The sequence below is a fragment of the Sphingopyxis sp. LARHCG72 genome, from assembly GCF_052871675.1.
This window is the reverse complement of sequence record NZ_JBIXJU010000007.1, coordinates 145,558-162,756: the sequence shown is the minus strand read 5'-3', so window position 1 is coordinate 162,756 and position 17,199 is coordinate 145,558. Positions and strand designations below refer to the sequence as shown.

General features: G+C 64.7%; 19 protein-coding genes. 16 read left to right on the top strand and 3 right to left on the bottom strand.

Annotation, left to right across the window (positions count from 1 at the left end; all coding sequences use genetic code 11):
* The first annotated feature begins 13 nt into the window (after positions 1-13).
* From tsaB to ACIPPQ_RS16535, 7 genes are all read left to right on the top strand, one after another.
* On the top strand, positions 14-631 hold the full coding sequence (gene tsaB / locus ACIPPQ_RS16565; protein WP_446545167.1) for a tRNA (adenosine(37)-N6)-threonylcarbamoyltransferase complex dimerization subunit type 1 TsaB: 618 nt from the start codon (positions 14-16) through the stop codon (positions 629-631).
* Positions 628-1,110, top strand: a complete 483-nt coding sequence (locus tag ACIPPQ_RS16560; RefSeq protein ID WP_446545166.1) for a GNAT family N-acetyltransferase — start codon at positions 628-630, stop codon at positions 1,108-1,110. The genes tsaB and ACIPPQ_RS16560 overlap by 4 nt, the downstream gene beginning before the upstream one ends.
* 108 nt (positions 1,111-1,218) lie before the next feature.
* Positions 1,219-1,653: a MucR family transcriptional regulator gene (locus tag ACIPPQ_RS16555; RefSeq protein WP_446545165.1), complete on the top strand. Its 435-nt coding sequence runs from the start codon at positions 1,219-1,221 to the stop codon at positions 1,651-1,653.
* A gap of 132 nt (positions 1,654-1,785) precedes the next feature.
* The gene (locus ACIPPQ_RS16550; RefSeq protein WP_056369183.1) at positions 1,786-2,211 is read left to right on the top strand and encodes a Fur family transcriptional regulator; all 426 of its coding nucleotides are present in this window, start codon (positions 1,786-1,788) and stop codon (positions 2,209-2,211) included.
* Positions 2,180-2,968, top strand: a complete 789-nt coding sequence (locus ACIPPQ_RS16545; protein ID WP_446545164.1) for a lysophospholipid acyltransferase family protein — start codon at positions 2,180-2,182, stop codon at positions 2,966-2,968. Before ACIPPQ_RS16550 ends, ACIPPQ_RS16545 begins: the two co-directional genes overlap by 32 nt.
* Before the next feature lie 7 nt (positions 2,969-2,975).
* A complete protein-coding gene (miaB, locus tag ACIPPQ_RS16540; protein ID WP_446545163.1) occupies positions 2,976-4,325 on the top strand; it encodes a tRNA (N6-isopentenyl adenosine(37)-C2)-methylthiotransferase MiaB in 1,350 nt (449 codons plus the stop codon).
* Between the two features lie 130 nt (positions 4,326-4,455).
* A complete protein-coding gene (locus ACIPPQ_RS16535) occupies positions 4,456-5,463 on the top strand; it encodes a PhoH family protein (protein WP_446545162.1) in 1,008 nt (335 codons plus the stop codon).
* Positions 5,464-5,815: 352 nt separating this feature from the next.
* Here the strand turns inward: ACIPPQ_RS16535 and ACIPPQ_RS16530 are convergent, their stop codons facing one another.
* A complete protein-coding gene (locus ACIPPQ_RS16530) occupies positions 5,816-6,271 on the bottom strand; it encodes a DUF2569 family protein (RefSeq protein WP_446545161.1) in 456 nt (151 codons plus the stop codon).
* Positions 6,272-6,597: 326 nt separating this feature from the next.
* On the opposite strand from ACIPPQ_RS16530, the gene ACIPPQ_RS16525 reads away from it, so the two are divergent.
* Together ACIPPQ_RS16525 and ACIPPQ_RS16520 are read left to right on the top strand one after the other, a co-directional pair.
* Positions 6,598-8,853 carry a TonB-dependent hemoglobin/transferrin/lactoferrin family receptor gene (locus ACIPPQ_RS16525; protein ID WP_446545160.1) on the top strand — a complete coding sequence of 752 codons (2,256 nt, stop codon included), beginning with the start codon at positions 6,598-6,600 and terminating at the stop codon, positions 8,851-8,853.
* A 23-nt stretch (positions 8,854-8,876) separates the two neighbouring features.
* Positions 8,877-9,854 (top strand): DUF6607 family protein, encoded by a 978-nt coding sequence (locus ACIPPQ_RS16520; RefSeq protein WP_446545159.1) that lies wholly within the window; start codon positions 8,877-8,879, stop codon positions 9,852-9,854.
* 53 nt (positions 9,855-9,907) lie between these two features.
* Here the strand turns inward: ACIPPQ_RS16520 and ACIPPQ_RS16515 are convergent, their stop codons facing one another.
* Positions 9,908-10,399, bottom strand: coding sequence for a hypothetical protein (locus ACIPPQ_RS16515; RefSeq protein ID WP_446545158.1), 492 nt, complete (start codon positions 10,397-10,399; stop codon positions 9,908-9,910).
* Between the two features lie 16 nt (positions 10,400-10,415).
* Positions 10,416-10,793: a DoxX family protein gene (locus ACIPPQ_RS16510; RefSeq protein WP_446545157.1), complete on the bottom strand. Its 378-nt coding sequence runs from the start codon at positions 10,791-10,793 to the stop codon at positions 10,416-10,418.
* Between the two features lie 140 nt (positions 10,794-10,933).
* Between ACIPPQ_RS16510 and ACIPPQ_RS16505 the strand changes: the two genes are divergently transcribed.
* From ACIPPQ_RS16505 to ACIPPQ_RS16475, 7 genes are all read left to right on the top strand, one after another.
* Positions 10,934-11,392 carry a carboxymuconolactone decarboxylase family protein gene (locus tag ACIPPQ_RS16505; RefSeq protein WP_446545156.1) on the top strand — a complete coding sequence of 153 codons (459 nt, stop codon included), beginning with the start codon at positions 10,934-10,936 and terminating at the stop codon, positions 11,390-11,392.
* Positions 11,392-12,270, top strand: coding sequence for a sigma-70 family RNA polymerase sigma factor (locus tag ACIPPQ_RS16500; RefSeq protein WP_446545155.1), 879 nt, complete (start codon positions 11,392-11,394; stop codon positions 12,268-12,270). The genes ACIPPQ_RS16505 and ACIPPQ_RS16500 overlap by 1 nt, the downstream gene beginning before the upstream one ends.
* A 101-nt stretch (positions 12,271-12,371) precedes the next feature.
* Complete coding sequence (gene ybeY / locus ACIPPQ_RS16495) at positions 12,372-12,878, top strand: rRNA maturation RNase YbeY (RefSeq protein WP_446545154.1); 507 nt, start codon at positions 12,372-12,374, stop codon at positions 12,876-12,878.
* Between the two features lie 18 nt (positions 12,879-12,896).
* On the top strand, positions 12,897-13,841 hold the full coding sequence (locus ACIPPQ_RS16490) for a hemolysin family protein (protein ID WP_446545153.1): 945 nt from the start codon (positions 12,897-12,899) through the stop codon (positions 13,839-13,841).
* A 41-nt stretch (positions 13,842-13,882) separates the two neighbouring features.
* Positions 13,883-15,040 carry a glycosyltransferase family 4 protein gene (locus tag ACIPPQ_RS16485; RefSeq protein ID WP_446545152.1) on the top strand — a complete coding sequence of 386 codons (1,158 nt, stop codon included), beginning with the start codon at positions 13,883-13,885 and terminating at the stop codon, positions 15,038-15,040.
* Between the two features lie 7 nt (positions 15,041-15,047).
* Positions 15,048-16,364 (top strand): replication-associated recombination protein A, encoded by a 1,317-nt coding sequence (locus ACIPPQ_RS16480; protein WP_446545151.1) that lies wholly within the window; start codon positions 15,048-15,050, stop codon positions 16,362-16,364.
* A gap of 76 nt (positions 16,365-16,440) precedes the next feature.
* The gene (locus tag ACIPPQ_RS16475) at positions 16,441-17,187 is read left to right on the top strand and encodes a hypothetical protein (protein WP_446545150.1); all 747 of its coding nucleotides are present in this window, start codon (positions 16,441-16,443) and stop codon (positions 17,185-17,187) included.
* The last annotated feature ends 12 nt before the right edge of the window (positions 17,188-17,199 follow it).

The window sequence follows — 17,199 nt, the reverse complement described above, 5'->3', positions numbered from 1 at the left end:
CGTTCTCCGACCCATGCGGCACCTGGTCATCGATTCGGCGAGTGAGGCCTGTTCGGTGGCGCTGATCGAGGCGGGGACAGTCGTCGACCATCGTCACGAGGTCATCGGGCGCGGTCACGCCGAACGGCTCGTGCCGCTGATCGCCGAACTGGCCGATGGCGGCCGCGCCGATATCATCGCCGCGGGGTGCGGCCCGGGCAGCTTTGCCGGGGTCCGCATCGGTGTCGCCGCCGCGCGCGCACTCGCGCTTGGCTGGCAGGTTCCGGTGTGCGGGTTTTCGACCCTCACGCTGGTCGCTGCGAGCGCCGCCGACGCTATCGCCGCGGCGGGCGGCGGGCTGGTGGTGATGGAGGGCGGCCATGGCCAATGGTTCGTGCAGCCTTTTGCCGCCGATCTTTCTCCGCGCGCTGCGTTTCGCTCGCTCCTGCCCGACGAAGCCGTCCTGCTCGCCGACGAACTGGTCGTCGGCAACCGCGCCGAGCCCTTTGTGGCGCGCCGCGGTTCGGGGTGCGCGCTCGCCATCCTTCCCGACGCGCGTGCCTTTCTGCGGCTTCCTCCCGGCGCACTGATCGACCAGCCAAGCCCGATCTATGGCCGCGCGCCCGACGCCAAGCCGATGGCGCCGGCATGACGGGCGAGATCCGCCTCGCTACCGCCCGCGTCGGCGACCTTGCCGCGGTGATGCGCGTGATGGATGCCGCTTTCGAGCCCGCCTATGGCGAAGCATGGAGCGGGGCGCAGTTGCTCACATTGTTCGCACTGCCCTCGGCGCGCGTGTGCCTCGCATGGGACGGTGAACAGGTGTGCGGCTTTTCCGCCGCGCGTATCGCCGGGCCGGAAAGCGAATTATTGTTGCTGGCGGTCGACCCGCATTTTCGCGGGCGCGGTATTGGTGCATTATTGTTGAAGGACTGGCAGGCGTGGGCCGCCGGCGAAGGCGCCGAAGACTATTTCCTTGAAATGCGCGCCGACAATGATGCCGTTCATCTTTACGAGCAGTCGGGCTTTTCGGAATGCGGCCGGCGGACGGCCTATTATCGCGGCAATGACGGCATGGTTCGCGACGCGATCACGATGCGGCGATCGGGCGATGGCGGCACCGCAAACTGATCGATCATTGCGGAATTGCATCCAGAGTGGCAGTAATCGCGTCGGCGAAAGAAAAAATCCAATATTTGCCAGTCGCTCTTCTGGGTAAGATAAGCAAGGAATAGTCTCATGTCCGATCAAGCCGATACCAATGAGATGCTCGTTACGCTGACCGCCGACATTGTCGCGGCGCATGTCAGCAACAACAGCGTCGCCATTTCGGATCTCTCCATATTGATTAACAACGTCCATGCCGCTTTGTCGGGCCTGGGAAGCGATCCGGTTGTCGAGGAAAAGCTGGTGCCCGCGGTGTCCATCCGCACTTCGGTCAAGCCCGATTATATCGTCTGTCTCGAAGACGGCAAAAAGCTGAAGATGCTGCGCCGCCACCTGATGACGCATTATGGCATGACCCCCGACGACTATCGCGCGAAATGGGGCCTGCCCGCCGACTATCCGATGGTCGCGCCCAACTACGCCGAAAAGCGCCGCGCGCTGGCGAAGGAGATTGGCCTCGGTACCAAGGGGCGCGGCGGCGGGCGCAAGCGCAAGGCGAAGGTCTGACCTTCATAATTTTTCGCCCGCACGGGCAGGGGAGGGCGGCCTTGAAGGGGGCCGCCCTTGTCCTATCGGTGGCGGGTGCCTATACAGTTTGTAACAAAGACAGACACGACTGCACCTGCAGGAAAGACAAGCATGTCCGGTAATATCGATCTCGAAGCCCTGTGCCACGAAAAGGGTCTGCGCATCACCGAGCAGCGTCGCATCATCGCGCGCGTGATCTCCGATTCGGAGGATCACCCCGACGTCGAAACGCTGTATGAACGCGCGTCGAAGGTCGATAGCGGCATCTCGATCGCGACCGTTTACCGCACCGTTCGCCTGTTCGAAGAGGCGGGCATCCTCGATCGCCACGATTTCGGCGACGGCCGTTCGCGCTACGAAGCCGCGCCCGAGGCGCATCACGACCATCTGATCGACGTTGAAACGGGCAAGGTGATCGAATTCGTCGATCCCGAGCTGGAGGCGTTGCAGAAGGTGATCGCCGAACGGCTGGGCTTCCGCCTCGTCGACCATCGCATGGAGCTTTATGGTGTCGCCATCGATCGCAAGCGCGACTGATCGCGCCTCGATCACCTGGCGGACGGTCGCCCGTCTCGCCCTGATGGTGCTGGCGCTGCTTTTCCTGATCGTCCCGCACCTGCTCTATCGCGCCGCCGGCCGCCCGTCGCCGATGGTCATGGCTTTTCTCAACGCGGTCGGCTGGATCGCCGGACTGCGCGTGCGCGCCACGGGTACACGGCTGCGGCGCGACGTTCTCTTCGTGTCGAACCATGTCAGCTGGCTCGATATCCTTGCGCTCGGCGGTGCCGCGCGCTCGGCTTTCGTGTCGAAGGCGGAGGTCGGCACGACGCCGCTCGTTGGCTGGCTCGCCGACCAGAATCATACCATCTATGTCCAGCGCGACGCGAAGCGTGAAATCCACAATCAGGCAAATGACCTCCGCAACGCGCTTGCACGCGGGCGTCCTGTAACGCTGTTTCCCGAAGGAACGACCGGACCCGGCGACGGCCTGCTTCCTTTCCGCGCCTCGCTTTTCCAGGCGATCATCCCGACGCCGCCGAACCTTCGGGTCCAGCCGGTCTTCCTCGACTATGGCGCCGAGGCGAACGATATCGCGTGGCTCGACCCCGAATCCGGGCTCGGTAATTTCAAGCGGATCCTGGCGCGCAAGCGCCCCGTCGCGCTGACCATCCATTATCTCGACCCGCTTCCGCAAGAAGCCGAGCATGACCGCAAGGCGATCAGCGAGGCGGCGCGGGCGGCGATCGCCGCCGAAATTGCGCGGTCTTCCGCCGCGGCGCCGCATCGCCTATAGCGCGCCGATGAAATCCGACTCTCCCCAAAGTCCTCAAAAGACATTCCACGTCAAATCCTTCGGCTGCCAGATGAACGTCTATGACGGCGAGCGCATGGCCGAGATGCTGGGCGCTGAGGGCTATGTCGCCGCCGCGGACGGCGCCGACGCCGACCTCGTCGTGCTCAACACCTGTCACATCCGCGAAAAGGCGGCCGAGAAAGTCTATTCGGACATCGGGCGGCTCAAGCGCGCCGACGGCAGCCGCCCGACGATCGCGGTCGCGGGCTGCGTCGCGCAGGCCGAGGGCGCCGAGATCGCGCGCCGCGCGCCCTCGGTCGACGTTGTGGTCGGCCCGCAGGCCTATCACCGCCTGCCCGACCTGATCGCGCGCGCCGCGAAGGGCGAGAAAGCCGTCGACCTCGACATGCCGCTCGAAAGCAAGTTTGGCGCACTGCCCAAGCGCGCGGGCGGCCAGCGCCCGACCGCCTTCCTCACCGTTCAGGAAGGTTGCGACAAATTCTGCACTTACTGCGTCGTGCCCTACACGCGCGGCGCGGAGATCAGCCGGCCTTTCGCCGACCTGATCGCCGAGGCGCGCGCGCTCGTCGCGGGCGGCGTGCGCGAGATCACCCTGCTCGGGCAGAACGTCAATGCGTGGGACGGCGAGGACGACAAGGGTCGCGCGATCGGCCTCGACGGGCTGATCCGCGAACTCGCGCGCGAGGACGGGTTAGAGCGAATCCGCTATACCACCAGCCATCCCAACGACATGACCGAGGGACTGATCGCCGCGCATGGCGAGATCGACAAGCTGATGCCCTTCCTCCACCTGCCGGTGCAGGCGGGCAGCGACCGCATCCTTGCGGCGATGAACCGCAGCCACAGCGTCGAAAGCTATCTGAAGGTCATCGAACGTGTTCGCGCGGTGCGTCCCGACATCGCGATCTCGGGCGACTTCATCGTCGGCTTTCCCGGCGAAAGCGACGCCGATTTCGAGGCGACGCTCGATATCGTCCGCGCCACCAATTATGCGATGGCGTATAGCTTCAAATATTCGCGCCGCCCCGGCACCCCCGCGGCGACGATGGACGGCCAGATCGACGAAGCGGTGCTCAGCGAGCGCCTCCAGCGTCTCCAGGCGTTGCTCAATGAGCAGCAGCAGGCGTTCAACGAGGCGACCGTTGGCCGCACGACGCGTTTGCTCCTCGAACGCAAGGGCAAGCTCGATGGCCAGCTGATCGGCAAGTCGCCTTGGCTCCAGTCGGTGCATGTCATCGCACCGGGGCTCCAGATCGGGGACATGATCGATGTGCGCATCACCTCGGCCGGCCCGAACAGCCTCGGTGCCGAAGCCTTGATGGAAGAGGTCGCTTAGTGCGCTTGGTGGGAGCTGTCTCCCCGAAGACACACTCGGCCTCCTTCTGTCGCATTCGCAGCCTGCAAGTCATGGACTCCCGTAGTGGCGGGAGTACAGTCATGCTGTCGATCGAAGGAGCCTTGCTTATATGTCCAAACGCCCGCTGACCGCCTCCGCCCCCGCCGAACCCGGCGACCGCGTCCGACTGACGGCGGAATTTGAGCGAACGCAGCTTTTGGGCATTCTCTTCGGCGAGTTCGACCGCAACCTCGTGGCGATCGAAAACCGCCTCGGCGTCTATATCTCGGCGCGCGGCAACCGCGTGCAGATCGAGGGCGAGGCCGAAGCCGCGGCGCGCGCCCGCGACGTGCTCACCGAACTCTACAACCGCATCGAACAGGGGCAGGAGGTCGACGCCGGCCTTGTCGACGGGGTGATCGCGATGTCGGCGCAGCCGACACTCGACGGCATCATCCGCCACGACAAGGACGAAGCGCCGCCGATCATGATCCGCACGCGCAAGAAGACGATCGTCCCGCGCGCGCCGTCGCAGGTGCCCTATATGCAGGCGCTCGCCCGCGACGACGTGATTTTCGCGCTCGGCCCGGCGGGTACGGGCAAGACCTATCTCGCGGTCGCGCAGGCGGTGGCGCAGCTCATCACCGGCAGCGTCCAGCGCCTGATCCTCTCGCGCCCCGCGGTCGAGGCGGGAGAAAAGCTCGGCTTCCTTCCCGGCGACATGAAGGAAAAGGTCGATCCCTATCTGCGGCCGCTTTACGACGCGCTCCACGACTGCCTGCCCGCGGAGCAGGTCGAGCGCCGTATCGCGTCAGGCGAGATCGAGATCGCGCCGCTTGCCTTCATGCGCGGGCGCACGCTTGCCGACGCCTTCATCATCCTCGACGAAGCGCAGAACACGACGATCCCGCAGATGAAGATGTTCCTGACCCGTTTCGGCATGAACAGCCGCATGGTGATCTGCGGGGACCCGAAACAGGTCGACCTGCCGATCCCCGCAACCTCGGGGCTCGCCGACGCGGTCGGCCGGCTCGAAGGGCTGGAGGGCATCAACGTCAGCTATTTCACCAGCGCCGACGTTGTCCGCCACCCGATCGTCGGACGGATCGTTGACGCCTATGAAGGGCCGGGAGCTTAGCGCGCGGACGGCGTCGGCATAGGGGCAGGAAGCCGCCCTGGTCTTCTTTCGTCATCCGCGCTGGATCTGCGATCGGGTCGGCGCAAGGGCCGCGTGATATTCCAAAGTTCAGTAAAGTTCGGCCCTGTGCGCGCCCCGATTTAGAGTTCGCGGCGTGCTGGATGTACCCGGCACGCTCCGCAGTGGTCGCACCCGCAAGCCGGGCAGCGACCGCCTTTATCCACCAAATGAAAGAGCCGGATGAAGGCTGGCACAGCCGGATAATGTAGGAAAGGCCTATTCGAAGGCGATGCCTGCTTCGGAGTGGTGAGCGGCCGGACCACTTTCGGTCGTCGTTCTGCTGACGCAGAATCTACGATGTTCCGTAGGTCGAAGCCACCCGTTTGGATCGAAGCAAATACGCTGTCGCAATGACGCATATCAGTAGAGACCAAAATAGACTCACCATTGCTCCGCTGTAAGATACCGGCCCCAATATCATAGAGGCGGTAATTGCCATGCTGACCATCGCCAGCAAGATGAGTGCAACCCATATTCCGATAATGGCACGCCTCGGAGTAGAAGGGCGTTTTTTGTTCAACAGCAAATCTGCCACGTACAAGCAGATAGCAGCTCGGACGGCCCCGACCGTTGATGCGAGGCCAAAATAAACTGACCAGTTATCGCCGAAGCGTGACTCCAGGACAGGCGCTGCGTTCCAAAGCTTGATGAAGCTGCCAAGCTGGCCAAGCGGCATAAGCAGCCCGACGACCACTATTAGAACCATCAACCAACCTTTTGCGCCTTCGTTTACCGATGCTTTTGACATTGTCGCCCCTTTGAATTCCCCAATTGCGTATGGGAGTTCGATATGCTGATCGCAAGTAGGTCGGCTAATAGCCACCGGACATCGGATTTTGGGGAAGTAGCCAAGATCGTTGGATGTCCATTCCTGGTCGAAACCCGTCTTTCATAGTTCAGAGATTGTGTCTGCGTTCGCTACGCCTTGGGCGCGGTGGTGTCGCGCGCCGCCGTGTTGCTATTTTTCGAGAACGATTCGCAATAGCATATTGACCCCCTGAAAATGCGCGCCTAGGGCGACGCTATTGCGAGTCAGTCGCATCATTCAGGGGAAGAAAATTGAACATCCGAAATTTGCCGTCGATATCCCGCCTTGCCGCAGGCACCGCGCTGGGCCTCGCGCTCGCCGCGACCGCCGCGCCGGCCTTTGCGCAGGACAATGACGGCGACTATTGGGTGGCTCGCAAGAACCAGATCGTCGTCACCGCGACGCGCACCGCGGTGAAGGCCGAGGATATTCCGGTCACCGTCACCGTGCAGAGCGACGAACAGATCGCCGACGAGATGGTCACCGACATCCGCGACCTCGTTCGCTTCGAACCCGGCGTCAGCGTCCAGCGCCAGCCCGCGCGTTTCGGCGCCGCGCTCGGCGCGACGGGTCGCGCGGGCAATGACAGCTTCAATATCCGCGGCATCGGTGGCAACCGCGTGCTGATCCAGGTCGACGGCGTCCGCGTCCCCGACGGCTTCAGCTTTGGCGCGCAGGCATCGGGGCGCGGCGACTATGTCGACCTTGGCCTCGTCAAATCGGTCGAGATCCTGCGCGGCCCGTCGTCGGCGCTCTACGGCAGCGACGGCCTGGCCGGCGCGGTGAGCTTCATCACCTCCGACCCCGCCGATTTCCTCGAGGCGGGCAAGACTATCGGCGGTCTCCTCCGCGCGGGCTACAGCAGCGCCGACGAGGAATTCAGCGAAACCGCGATCCTCGCGGGGCGCAGCGGCGACTGGTCGGTCATGGCGGCCTACACCCGCCGCGATTACAAGGAACTGGAGAACCAGGGCAGCCTCGGCACAGCGAACGGCATCGGCCCGACGCGCACGCTTGCCAACCCGCAGGACGGCCGCTCGGACGCCGCGCTCGCGCGCATCGTCTATGATCCAGCGAACGGTCACAAGCTGCGGCTGACCGGCGAATATCTCGACACGCGCCTCTATACCAACGGTCTCAGCGGCCTCGGCCCGAACGGGCTCGGCGCGGTCGTCGACCGCCTCGAAGGCTTCGACACCGGCGAGCGCAAGCGCGTCTCGCTCGATTGGAGCTGGGAAGGCGAGGGGACGATCGATTTCGCGCGCGTCGCGCTTTACTGGCAGGATGGCGAAGACCGGCAATATACCGAGGAAGATCGCACCCCGTCGGTCGACCGTACGCGCCTCAACACCTTCGAGAACCGCGTCTTCGGCGCCTCCGCCGACGCGCGCGCCGATTTCACCACCGGCGCGATCACCCACCGCCTCGTCTTCGGCGGCGACATCAGCAAGACGCGCCAGCGCGGCCTGCGCGGCGGCACCGTCCCGCCGGCGGGTGAGACCTATCCGACGCGCGCCTTCCCGAGCACCGACTTCACCCGCGCCGGGCTGTTCGTGGGCGACGAAATCTCGGTCGCCGACGGGCGTCTCCTCCTCTACCCGGCGCTACGCTTCGACTGGTTCGACCTGTCGCCCGACAATGACCCGCTGCTGCCGACCTTCCGCGGCGCGAAGCAGGACGGTTCGCGCGTCTCGCCGAAATTCGGCGCGGTGTGGAAGATCACCGACGATGTCAGGCTGTTCGCCAATTATGCGACCGGCTTCAAGGCGCCCGAACCGGGGCAGGTGAACCAGTTCTTCGAAAATCTCACCTCGCCCTTCTTCTCGTACCGCACGCTTCCGAACCCCGATCTCGGGCCCGAGCGCAGCGAAAGCTTCGAAGGCGGCGTGCGCTTTTCGAGCGATGCGGTCAGCCTCGACGTCACCGCCTTTTCGGCGCGGTACAAGGATTTCATCAGCCAGGAACAGGTCGGCGGCACCGGCACGATCGCCAACCCCATCCTCTATCAATTCGTGAATCTCGATCGCGTCCGGGTCAAAGGGGCCGAGGCGCGGTTCGAGGGGCGAGCGTCGTCCGGCCTGTATACGACGCTCGCCCTATCCTATGCGAAGGGTGACATCATCGACCCCGACGGCGTGCGCTCGCCGCTGTCGTCGATCGATCCGCTCAAGCTCGTCGCCGGGGTCGGCTATCGCGAGCGCGAAGGGCGCTTCGGCGGCCAGATCATCGTGACGCACGCGGGGCGCAAGGAAGCGTCGCGCACGACGGGGCTCTGCACCCCCACCTGCTTCCGTCCCGACGCGTTCACCATCCTCGACGCGACGGCCTTCGTCCGGGTGATGGACAAGCTCACGCTGCGTGCGGGCGTCTTCAACATCCTCGACAAGAAGTACAGCTGGTGGAGCGATGTGCGCGGTCTCGCGATGGGCGGAACCGTAGACGCGCCGACGGTCCCGGCGAGCGCCGATGCCTATACCCAGCCCGGCCGCAACGCGAGCGTGTCGCTGAGCTTCCGCTTCTAAAAACAGAAAGAAGGACTGCACCGATGAAAACATATCGCAAGATTGCCGCCAGCCTGTTGCTGCTCACCGCCGCGATGCCCGTCGCCGCATCGGCTCATCCGCCGATCGCCGCCGAGGCAGCCGCTGCCAATTTCGAACAGGACCGCGCCGACATCCTCGCGATGGCGGGCAATTACCGCGTCAGCTTCAACATGCAGGAATCGACGCGCTGGGATCCGGCGTACGAGGTTCTCGAACCCAAGCGTTCGGGCGGCAACGAGGTCGTGCGCGTGATCGAGGATACGGGCCGCAAGATCAGCCTGCAGCATATGCTCGTCATCACTGGCGACGACGACAAGAGCATGATCATCAAGCATTGGCGCCAGGACTGGGAATATGAACCCGCCAAGGTGCTGGTCTATTCCGACCGCAACGCGTGGACGTGGGAAGATGTCCCCGAAAAGATGCGCACCGGCCGCTGGTCGCAGACCGTTTATCAGGTCGACGACAGCCCGCGTTACGGCGGCTGGGGCCAGTTCGAAACGCAGGGGGGCGTACGCCGCTGGCGCTCGAACTGGACGTGGCGCCCGCTCGCACGCCGCGATGCGGTGCGCAATCCCGTCTACGATCGCTACCTGTCGATCAACCGCCACCAGCCCTCGCCCGACGGCTGGGTCCACTGGCAGGACAATACGAAGATGGGGACGAAGGACGGCAAGCTGGTTCCGATCGTCCAGGAATATGTCCTCAACACCTATATCAAATATGACCAATATGACGTGAAGGCGGCCGACGATTATTGGGCCGCGACCAAGGAATATTGGGCCGCGGTGCGCGCCGAATGGGACCGTGTTGCCGCCGCCAAGGGCGGCATCGCGATCGACGAAAAGGCCGACACCGGCACCGTGATCAGCGGCCGCCTGCTCGAAATGGCCGACGAGGTCCAGGAAAAGAAGCTGACCACCGCGAAAGCCATCAGCGAAGCGAAGAAGCTGATCGAGACGAACACGCGCAAGCTTTGAAGACCTTCACCATGTGAAGCCCGAAACTGGGGGCGGTCCGAAAGGGCCGCCCCCTATTTTGTTTGAGCCGCTTTGGTCGGTTTGTGCGGCTCACGGAATATCGGTTCGGGATTGCCGTCGGGGCATGATTCAGCTGGTGGATCGTCCCTGAAGCGCGTGGGCCAACCGGGCAGGCACATCATCTCGCCCGTATCCATGCCTCGCGTAATCGCCAGCGACATCGAATGCGCGCGTGCTTCACCAATCAGGCAATTCAGATTGGCTACCGGGGTAGAATCGATCCTGATGAAGGACGATCCGGTGTGGTCCAGTTGCATGCTGTCGATTGTGAAGGCTTTTATCCCGCAGCTTCGGATCAGGCGGGCGCTGGTCAGGCCATCCTTGGCCTCGAACTCCGGATTTTCAAACGTCTCGTGATAGTTATCGTCCGAAATCCGCAGATAGAGTGGCACAGGGCGGTCCCTGAGCCAGATGCTGGCAAACGCGGCGCCAGCCAATGCCAGCGCCGCGCCCAATACCATGCCCCACAGCAACGATCGGCGCATAGGCCTTTGTCGTCGTCTATTTCTTCGCCCCCTCGACGCTCCAGATACCCGCGCCGCGCGTCGCGACGAACAGGAAGATGAAGCAGTAGAGCGCGATCGTCTCGCCGCCATTGGCGATCGGGAAGGCGCCCTGGCTGCCGTGGGCGACCCAATAGCCGACCGCCGACATGCCGCTGGCGACGAATGCCGCGGGGCGGGTGAACAGGCCGATGACGATCAGCCCGCCTGCGATCAGTTCGATCGCCCCGGCCGCTTGCAGCATCGGGTTGAGCTCCATCGGGAATTTGACCGGGAAGTTGAAGAATTTCTGCACGCCATGCGCAAGGAACAACAGGCCCGCGACGATGCGCAGCAGCGCATAGGCCTGTTCGCCGAAACCATCGAGAAACTTCATGATTTTCCCCCTCATTCCGATTGTCGAGGCGGAGAGGCTAACCGATTTTCCGGATCCGCGCGAAATTTTTTTGCGATCGATGTCACAGCCGCCGATCCTGTCTCGTCAAGTCGGTACAACCCGCCCAAAGGAGACATGACATGACCAAGGTAACCGACCCCTTCGCCGCCTCGCCGCAGCTCATGAAGCAGTGGATGGCGGTCAGCCTCGCGGCCGAAAAGAGCCTTGAGACGAGCCTGATCGAGCTGGTGAAGATCCGCTCGTCGATCCTCAACGGCTGCGCCAACTGCATCAACATGCACACTGCCGACGCGCGCGCGAAGGGCGAGACCGAGCAGCGCATCTACCTGCTTGCGGCGTGGGCCGACGCCCCGGTCTATACGCCGCGCGAACGCGCCGCGCTGGCGTGGACCGACGCCTTGACCCGCCTGTCGCAGGGCCACACACAGAAGCAGGCGCGCGAAGCGCTCGACGCGCATTTCACCGCCGAGGAACAGATGAACCTGACCGTGATGATCAACGTCATCAATGGCTGGAACCGCATCGCGGTCGGCTTCGACCTCTGGTACGAAGGCGGCGCTCCGGCGAAGGCCGCCTGATGACCCCCGAAGGCATCCGCGGCGACAGCGATGCGGCGGCAGACGCAGCGGCCAGTTTCGACCCGCTGCGCCCGCTCCTCACCCGCGTTGCCTACCGTATGCTCGGCTCGGTCGCCGATGCCGAGGATGTGGTGCAGGATGCCTTCATCCGCTGGCTCGGCACCGATCGCGATGCGGTGCGCGAGCCTGCGGCGTTCCTCCGCCGCACGGTGACGCGGCTCTGCCTCGACCAGATCAAGTCGGCGCGGAACAGCCGCGAGACTTATATCGGCCCCTGGCTCCCCGACCCGCTGGTCGAGGAGGAGGAAGAGGATGATGTGACGCTGCCGCTGATGCTCGCGCTCGAACGGCTCTCCCCCTTGGAGCGCGCTGCTTTCCTCCTTCACGACGTCTTCGGCGTCGGTTTCGACGAGGTCGCGAAGACCATCGACCGCGATCCCGCCGCGACGCGCCAGCTCGCGGCGCGGGCGCGCACCCACGTCCGCGACGCGCGCCCGCGCTACAAGCTCGAAAAGGAGCAGGGGCTCCAGATCGCCGACGCCTTCTTCGCCGCATCGCGCAGCGGCGACATGAGCGCGCTCGGCGCGTTGCTCGCCGCCGATGTCGGCATGTGGGCCGACGGCGGAGGCAAGCGCCCCGCCGCATCGGGCCCGGTGCTCGGCTACGACGTCGTGCTGAAACTGCACCGCAGCCTCGCGGTGCTGTTCGGCAAATATGGCTCGACGCTCGTCCACACGGGCATGATCAACGGCCTGCCGGGCTTCGTCACGCGCGAGGCCGACGGCGAACTGCAAACCACCGCGCTCGAGATCGAGGGCGGCAAGGTCACCGGCATCTATGTGATGCGCAACCCCGACAAGCTGCGCCACATGCATTAAGCGGCGCGAAGCGCCCCGGCGAACCCCTGCAAATATCGCTGTCTTATGAAATCGCGCCGCGATAACGAGGCGGGCATGTTCCTTGAGCCTTACCTGCAGCGATGCTGAGCGTCGAAACCTATGCCGCGACGCCGTGGCCCGACGCGATCGACTGGGAGGCCAGAGCAAGCGAGGCGGTCGCAGCCGCGCTGGCGTTGACGCCTTATGCCTCGCTCGCCGACGCGGCGCCGCTCGTCGAGGTCGCGGTGCGGCTGACCGACGATGCCGAGGTCCACACGCTCAACCGCGACTTTCGCGGAAAGGACAAGCCGACCAACGTGCTGTCCTTTCCACAGGTGCAGCACGACCTGCTCGAAGGGCTCGCGAACAGCGATGATGGCGAGATATTGCTCGGCGACATCGTGCTGGCGCGCGAAACCTGCGTGCGCGAGGCGGAAGAGAAGGGGATTGCGATCGTCGATCATGCAACGCACCTGATCGTCCACGGCGCGCTCCATCTCGTCGGCTATGATCATATGGACGATGCGTCCGCCGCCGCGATGGAGGCGCTGGAGGTGAAAGCGCTTGCATCGCTGGGCATCGCCAATCCATATGCGGATCAGGATTAACAGGGAAAAGCAGGAAATATGCCCGACGACCAGGGATCTTCGAACCGATCGGAAGAGGACAGTAGTAGACCCGGGCTGCTGTCCGGGCTGAAGACCCTGTTGTTCGGAGGCGACAAGGAACCGTCGCTGCGCGAACAGATCGAAGAAGTTATCGACGAGGCCGAGGAAGAGGGCGAGGACCGTGGCGGCAGCAATATCGTCGGCGACCTGTCGCAGATCGAGCGCAAGATGTTGCGCAACCTCCTCCATTTCGGCGAACAGACGGTCGACGATGTCGCGGTGCCGCGCGCCGACATCATTGCGATCCCCGAAAGTGCGAGCTTTGCCGAGGTGGTCGCCCTGTTCGTCGAGGCCGGGCACAGCCGGCTGCCGATTTACCGAGAGAATCTCGACGAAGTCGTCGGGATGATCCACGTCAAGGACGTGTTCGCGGTGCTGGCCGACGGCCGCACCCCGCCGCCCCTGCTCGACCTCATCCGCCAGCCGCTTTATGTCCCGCAATCGATGGGCGTGCTCGACCTGCTCGCCGAAATGCGCGCCAAGCGCACCCACCTTGCGATCGTGATCGACGAATATTCGGGCACCGAGGGGCTGCTGACGATCGAGGATCTTGTCGAGGAGATCGTCGGCGAGATCGAAGACGAGCATGACGACGAGCCGACCGCGCTGTTCGCGCCCGGCGAAGGCGGGTGCTGGGACGCTGATGCGCGCGCCGAACTCGACGATGTCGGCGAGGCGATCGACCCGCGGCTTGCCGAGATCGAGGAAGATGTTGATACGCTCGGCGGCCTCGCTGCCGTGCTTGCCGGGCATGTCCCCGAAGTCGGCGAAATCCTCGTCCATCCGAGCGGCTGGCGTATCGAGGTGACCGAGGCCGACGAGCGGCGCGTGCATCGCCTGCGCCTGCATCCGCCGGTCGAAGTCGATCTGGAAGCGCCGTCGGAGCGTAGCGAAGAGTTCTGACCCAATTGCCTTTGCGGGGTTAAAGGACTAGGCGAGGCCGGATGGAAGTTTCCGACCTTCGCATCGCCCTGTTCAGCGGCAATTACAACATGACCACCGACGGCGCCAACAAGGCGCTGAACCGCCTCGTCGGTTTTCTGCTGGCGCATGGTGCCGCGGTGCGCGTCTATTCGCCGACCGTCGCCAACCCCGATTTCGAGCCGACCGGGGACCTCGTGACCGTGCCGTCTTTCGCGATTCCCGGGCGCAGCGAATATCGCATTCCGGTGTCCTTCTCGTCGCGCGTTCGCGAGGATATCGTCAATTTCGCGCCGAATATCGTCCACATCTCCAGCCCCGACCGCGTGTCGCGGCAGGCTGCGGCGTGGGCGCGGCGGCGGCGGCTTCCCGTCGCCTGTTCGGTGCACACGCGCTTCGAGACCTATTTCCGCTACTATAACCTGTCGTTCCTCGAACCCGTCGTCGTGGCCTGGCTGCGCAAGCTTTATCGCAAGTGCGACGCGCTGATCGCGCCGTCCGAAAGCTTTGCGCAGGTGCTGCGCGACCAGCGGATGAATTACGACATCGGCATCTGGACCCGCGGCGTCGAGCAGGTGATTTTCAATCCCGCCCGCCGCGACATGGACTGGCGCCGTTCGCTCGGGATCGAGGACGACGTGCCCGCGATCGCCTTCCTCGGCCGGCTGGTGATGGAAAAGGGGCTCGACGTCTTCGCCGACGCGATCGACGTGCTCCAGCGGCGCGGCGTGCCGCACAAGGTCGTCGTGATCGGCGAGGGGCCGGCGGGCGAATGGTTCGAATCGCGCCTGCCGAACGCCAAGTTCGTTGGTTTCCAGGGCGGCGCCGACCTCGCGCACGCGCTGGCGTCGTGCGACATCTTCTTCAACCCGTCGGTGACCGAAACCTTCGGCAATGTCACACTGGAAGCGATGGCGTGCGGGTTGCCCGTTGTCGCGGCGCGCGCGACCGGCAGCGCGAGCATCGTCAAGCACGGTCAGACGGGCTATCTTGTCGCACCGGGGTCGATCACCGGCTTTGCCGATCACTTGCAGCGCTATTGCCGCGATATCCAGTTGCGCGCCGAACATGGCGCGGCGGCGGTGATTGAAAGCGGCTCCTATGACTGGGATGCGATCAACCAGGCGGTGGCCGACACCTATATCCGCCTGATCCGCCAGAAACAGCGGCACCGGGGCTGAACGTCCGATGGCGGATCTGTTCGGCGGCGATGTACCGGCAGAGCGCGACAGCGGTGCATCCGGCCCGGTGCCGCTCGCCGAACGGCTGCGCCCGCGCACGCTCGCCGAGGTGGTCGGGCAGGAGCATCTGACGGGGCCCGAGGGCGCGATCGGCCGCATGGTCGCGGCGGGCCAGCTGGCGTCGATCATCCTCTGGGGCCCGCCGGGTACCGGCAAGACGACGATCGCGCGGCTCCTTGCTGAAGCGGTGGGAATGCGCTTCGCGCCGCTGTCGGCGGTCTTCTCGGGCGTCGCCGATCTGCGCCAGGCCTTTGCCGACGCCGAAAAAATGGCGGCGGCGGGGAAGCGCACCTTGCTCTTCGTCGACGAAATCCACCGCTTCAATCGCGCGCAGCAGGACGGATTCCTGCCCTATGTAGAGCGCGGCACCGTCGTGCTCGTCGGTGCGACGACCGAAAATCCCAGCTTCGCGCTGAACGCCGCGCTTTTGAGCCGCGCGCAGGTGCTGGTGCTGAACCGGCTCGGCGAAGGCGCGCTGGGCACGCTCGTCGAACGCGCCGAGGCCGAGGTCGGCCAGCGCCTGCCGGTGACCGACGAAGCGCGCGCGGCGCTGATCGCGAGCGCCGACGGCGACGGGCGTTTCCTGCTCAACCAGGTCGAGACGCTGTTCTCGGTAACGATCGAGGCGCCGCTCGATCCCGCCGAGCTGGCCGGGTTCCTCCATCGCCGCATGCCGGTCTACGACAAGGACCGCGACGGCCATTACAACCTGATTTCGGCGCTGCATAAGGCACTGCGCGGGTCGGACCCGCAGGCGTCGCTCTACTGGCTCGCGCGGATGCTCGTCGCGGGCGAGGAGCCGCTCTACGTCCTCAGGCGAATCACCCGCTTCGCGAGCGAGGACATCGGCCTCGCCGATCCGCAGGCGCTGGTGCAATGCCTCGCCGCAAAGGACGCCTATCAGTTCCTCGGCTCGCCCGAAGGCGAACTCGCGATCGTGCAGGCGTGCCTCTATTGCGCGACCGCACCCAAGTCGAACGCGGCCTATGCCGCGCAGAAGGCGGCGTGGGCGGCGGCGCGCGAAACCGGCAGCCTCGCGCCGCCGGCGAACATCCTCAACGCGCCAACCAAGCTCATGAAAGATTTGGGTTATGGCGCGGGCTACAGCTATGACCATGATGCGCCCGACGGCTTTTCGGGCGACAATTACTGGCCCGACGGCATGGCGCCGGTCGACTTCTATCGCCCCGTCGATCGCGGTTTCGAAAAGCGGATCGCCGAGCGGCTCGCCTGGTGGGACGCGCGTCGCCACGCGAAAGACTGAACCCGGCCTTGCCTCGCCCCGCGCGCGGGTATAGTTTTTCGCCAGCACGGGTCGCGCCGGAACTGGGGTGGTCATCATGGCATTGGCGCTTGTCCTTGCCGCCGCAGCGACACCGATCCTGTCCTGTCCAGGCGGCACCATCGAAACAAAATGCACCGCCGCAGAGGTGTCGGCGAAGATCGCGCTGACGCGTGCGCGCGTCTCCAGCATCGCGCAGCGATGCCTTTACGACTTTGGCGGGAAATGCAGCGTCGAGGCGAGCGGGCGGATCAATACCGCCGATCGCGGCGCGCCTTTGCTATGGCAGAAGATGCTTCTGGCACCGCGCGACGGGCCGCAGACGCGGATGCTCGTGCTGCTGTCGCAAGACAAGGCGGGCAAGACGACGCTCGCCGGCTTTGCCGAAAGTTCGGGATCGATCGGGACACCCGATCTGGTGGTGGACGGCGACAAGCGGCGGCTGGTCCATGTCGGCGGCACGCTCGCCGGCAGCGGAGGCGGCAACGCCGATGCGCTGTTCGTCAGCGACGCCATCACGCCCAAATGGCGCCGCGTCGACCTCTCCGACTGGTCGGAGCAGGGGAGCAAGATGTTGCCGACGGGCTATTGGCTGTGCGGGCCGGCGCAATTCGCATTCGGCGAGATGTTCGCCTCCGTGCCCGTCGCGCGCGACGGCGACGGTAATTGTTGCCCGCGCGGCGGCAACGCGTTCTATGACCTTGACATTCAGGGCGACCGGCTGGTGTTGACCCGCCTTCGCTTCCAGCCCATGCAGCCATTGGGGCGCGACATAGAGGTCACCGCCGGGACATTGGAAGACTGAGTCAGGCCGATA

Excerpts from the sequence above, each read along its gene's own strand:
- tsaB (WP_446545167.1), top strand. The coding sequence starts at position 14 with ATGCGGCACCTGGTCATCGATTCGGCGAGTGAGGCCTGTTCGGTGGCG.
- ACIPPQ_RS16560 (WP_446545166.1), top strand. The coding sequence starts at position 628 with ATGACGGGCGAGATCCGCCTCGCTACCGCCCGCGTCGGCGACCTTGCC.
- ACIPPQ_RS16555 (WP_446545165.1), top strand. The coding sequence starts at position 1,219 with ATGTCCGATCAAGCCGATACCAATGAGATGCTCGTTACGCTGACCGCC.
- ACIPPQ_RS16550 (WP_056369183.1), top strand. The coding sequence starts at position 1,786 with ATGTCCGGTAATATCGATCTCGAAGCCCTGTGCCACGAAAAGGGTCTG.
- ACIPPQ_RS16545 (WP_446545164.1), top strand. The coding sequence starts at position 2,180 with ATGGTGTCGCCATCGATCGCAAGCGCGACTGATCGCGCCTCGATCACC.
- miaB (WP_446545163.1), top strand. The coding sequence starts at position 2,976 with ATGAAATCCGACTCTCCCCAAAGTCCTCAAAAGACATTCCACGTCAAA.
- ACIPPQ_RS16535 (WP_446545162.1), top strand. The coding sequence starts at position 4,456 with ATGTCCAAACGCCCGCTGACCGCCTCCGCCCCCGCCGAACCCGGCGAC.
- ACIPPQ_RS16530 (WP_446545161.1), bottom strand. The coding sequence starts at position 6,271 with ATGTCAAAAGCATCGGTAAACGAAGGCGCAAAAGGTTGGTTGATGGTT.
- ACIPPQ_RS16520 (WP_446545159.1), top strand. The coding sequence starts at position 8,877 with ATGAAAACATATCGCAAGATTGCCGCCAGCCTGTTGCTGCTCACCGCC.
- ACIPPQ_RS16515 (WP_446545158.1), bottom strand. The coding sequence starts at position 10,399 with ATGCGCCGATCGTTGCTGTGGGGCATGGTATTGGGCGCGGCGCTGGCA.
- ACIPPQ_RS16510 (WP_446545157.1), bottom strand. The coding sequence starts at position 10,793 with ATGAAGTTTCTCGATGGTTTCGGCGAACAGGCCTATGCGCTGCTGCGC.
- ACIPPQ_RS16505 (WP_446545156.1), top strand. The coding sequence starts at position 10,934 with ATGACCAAGGTAACCGACCCCTTCGCCGCCTCGCCGCAGCTCATGAAG.
- ACIPPQ_RS16500 (WP_446545155.1), top strand. The coding sequence starts at position 11,392 with ATGACCCCCGAAGGCATCCGCGGCGACAGCGATGCGGCGGCAGACGCA.
- ybeY (WP_446545154.1), top strand. The coding sequence starts at position 12,372 with ATGCTGAGCGTCGAAACCTATGCCGCGACGCCGTGGCCCGACGCGATC.
- ACIPPQ_RS16490 (WP_446545153.1), top strand. The coding sequence starts at position 12,897 with ATGCCCGACGACCAGGGATCTTCGAACCGATCGGAAGAGGACAGTAGT.
- ACIPPQ_RS16485 (WP_446545152.1), top strand. The coding sequence starts at position 13,883 with ATGGAAGTTTCCGACCTTCGCATCGCCCTGTTCAGCGGCAATTACAAC.
- ACIPPQ_RS16480 (WP_446545151.1), top strand. The coding sequence starts at position 15,048 with ATGGCGGATCTGTTCGGCGGCGATGTACCGGCAGAGCGCGACAGCGGT.
- ACIPPQ_RS16475 (WP_446545150.1), top strand. The coding sequence starts at position 16,441 with ATGGCATTGGCGCTTGTCCTTGCCGCCGCAGCGACACCGATCCTGTCC.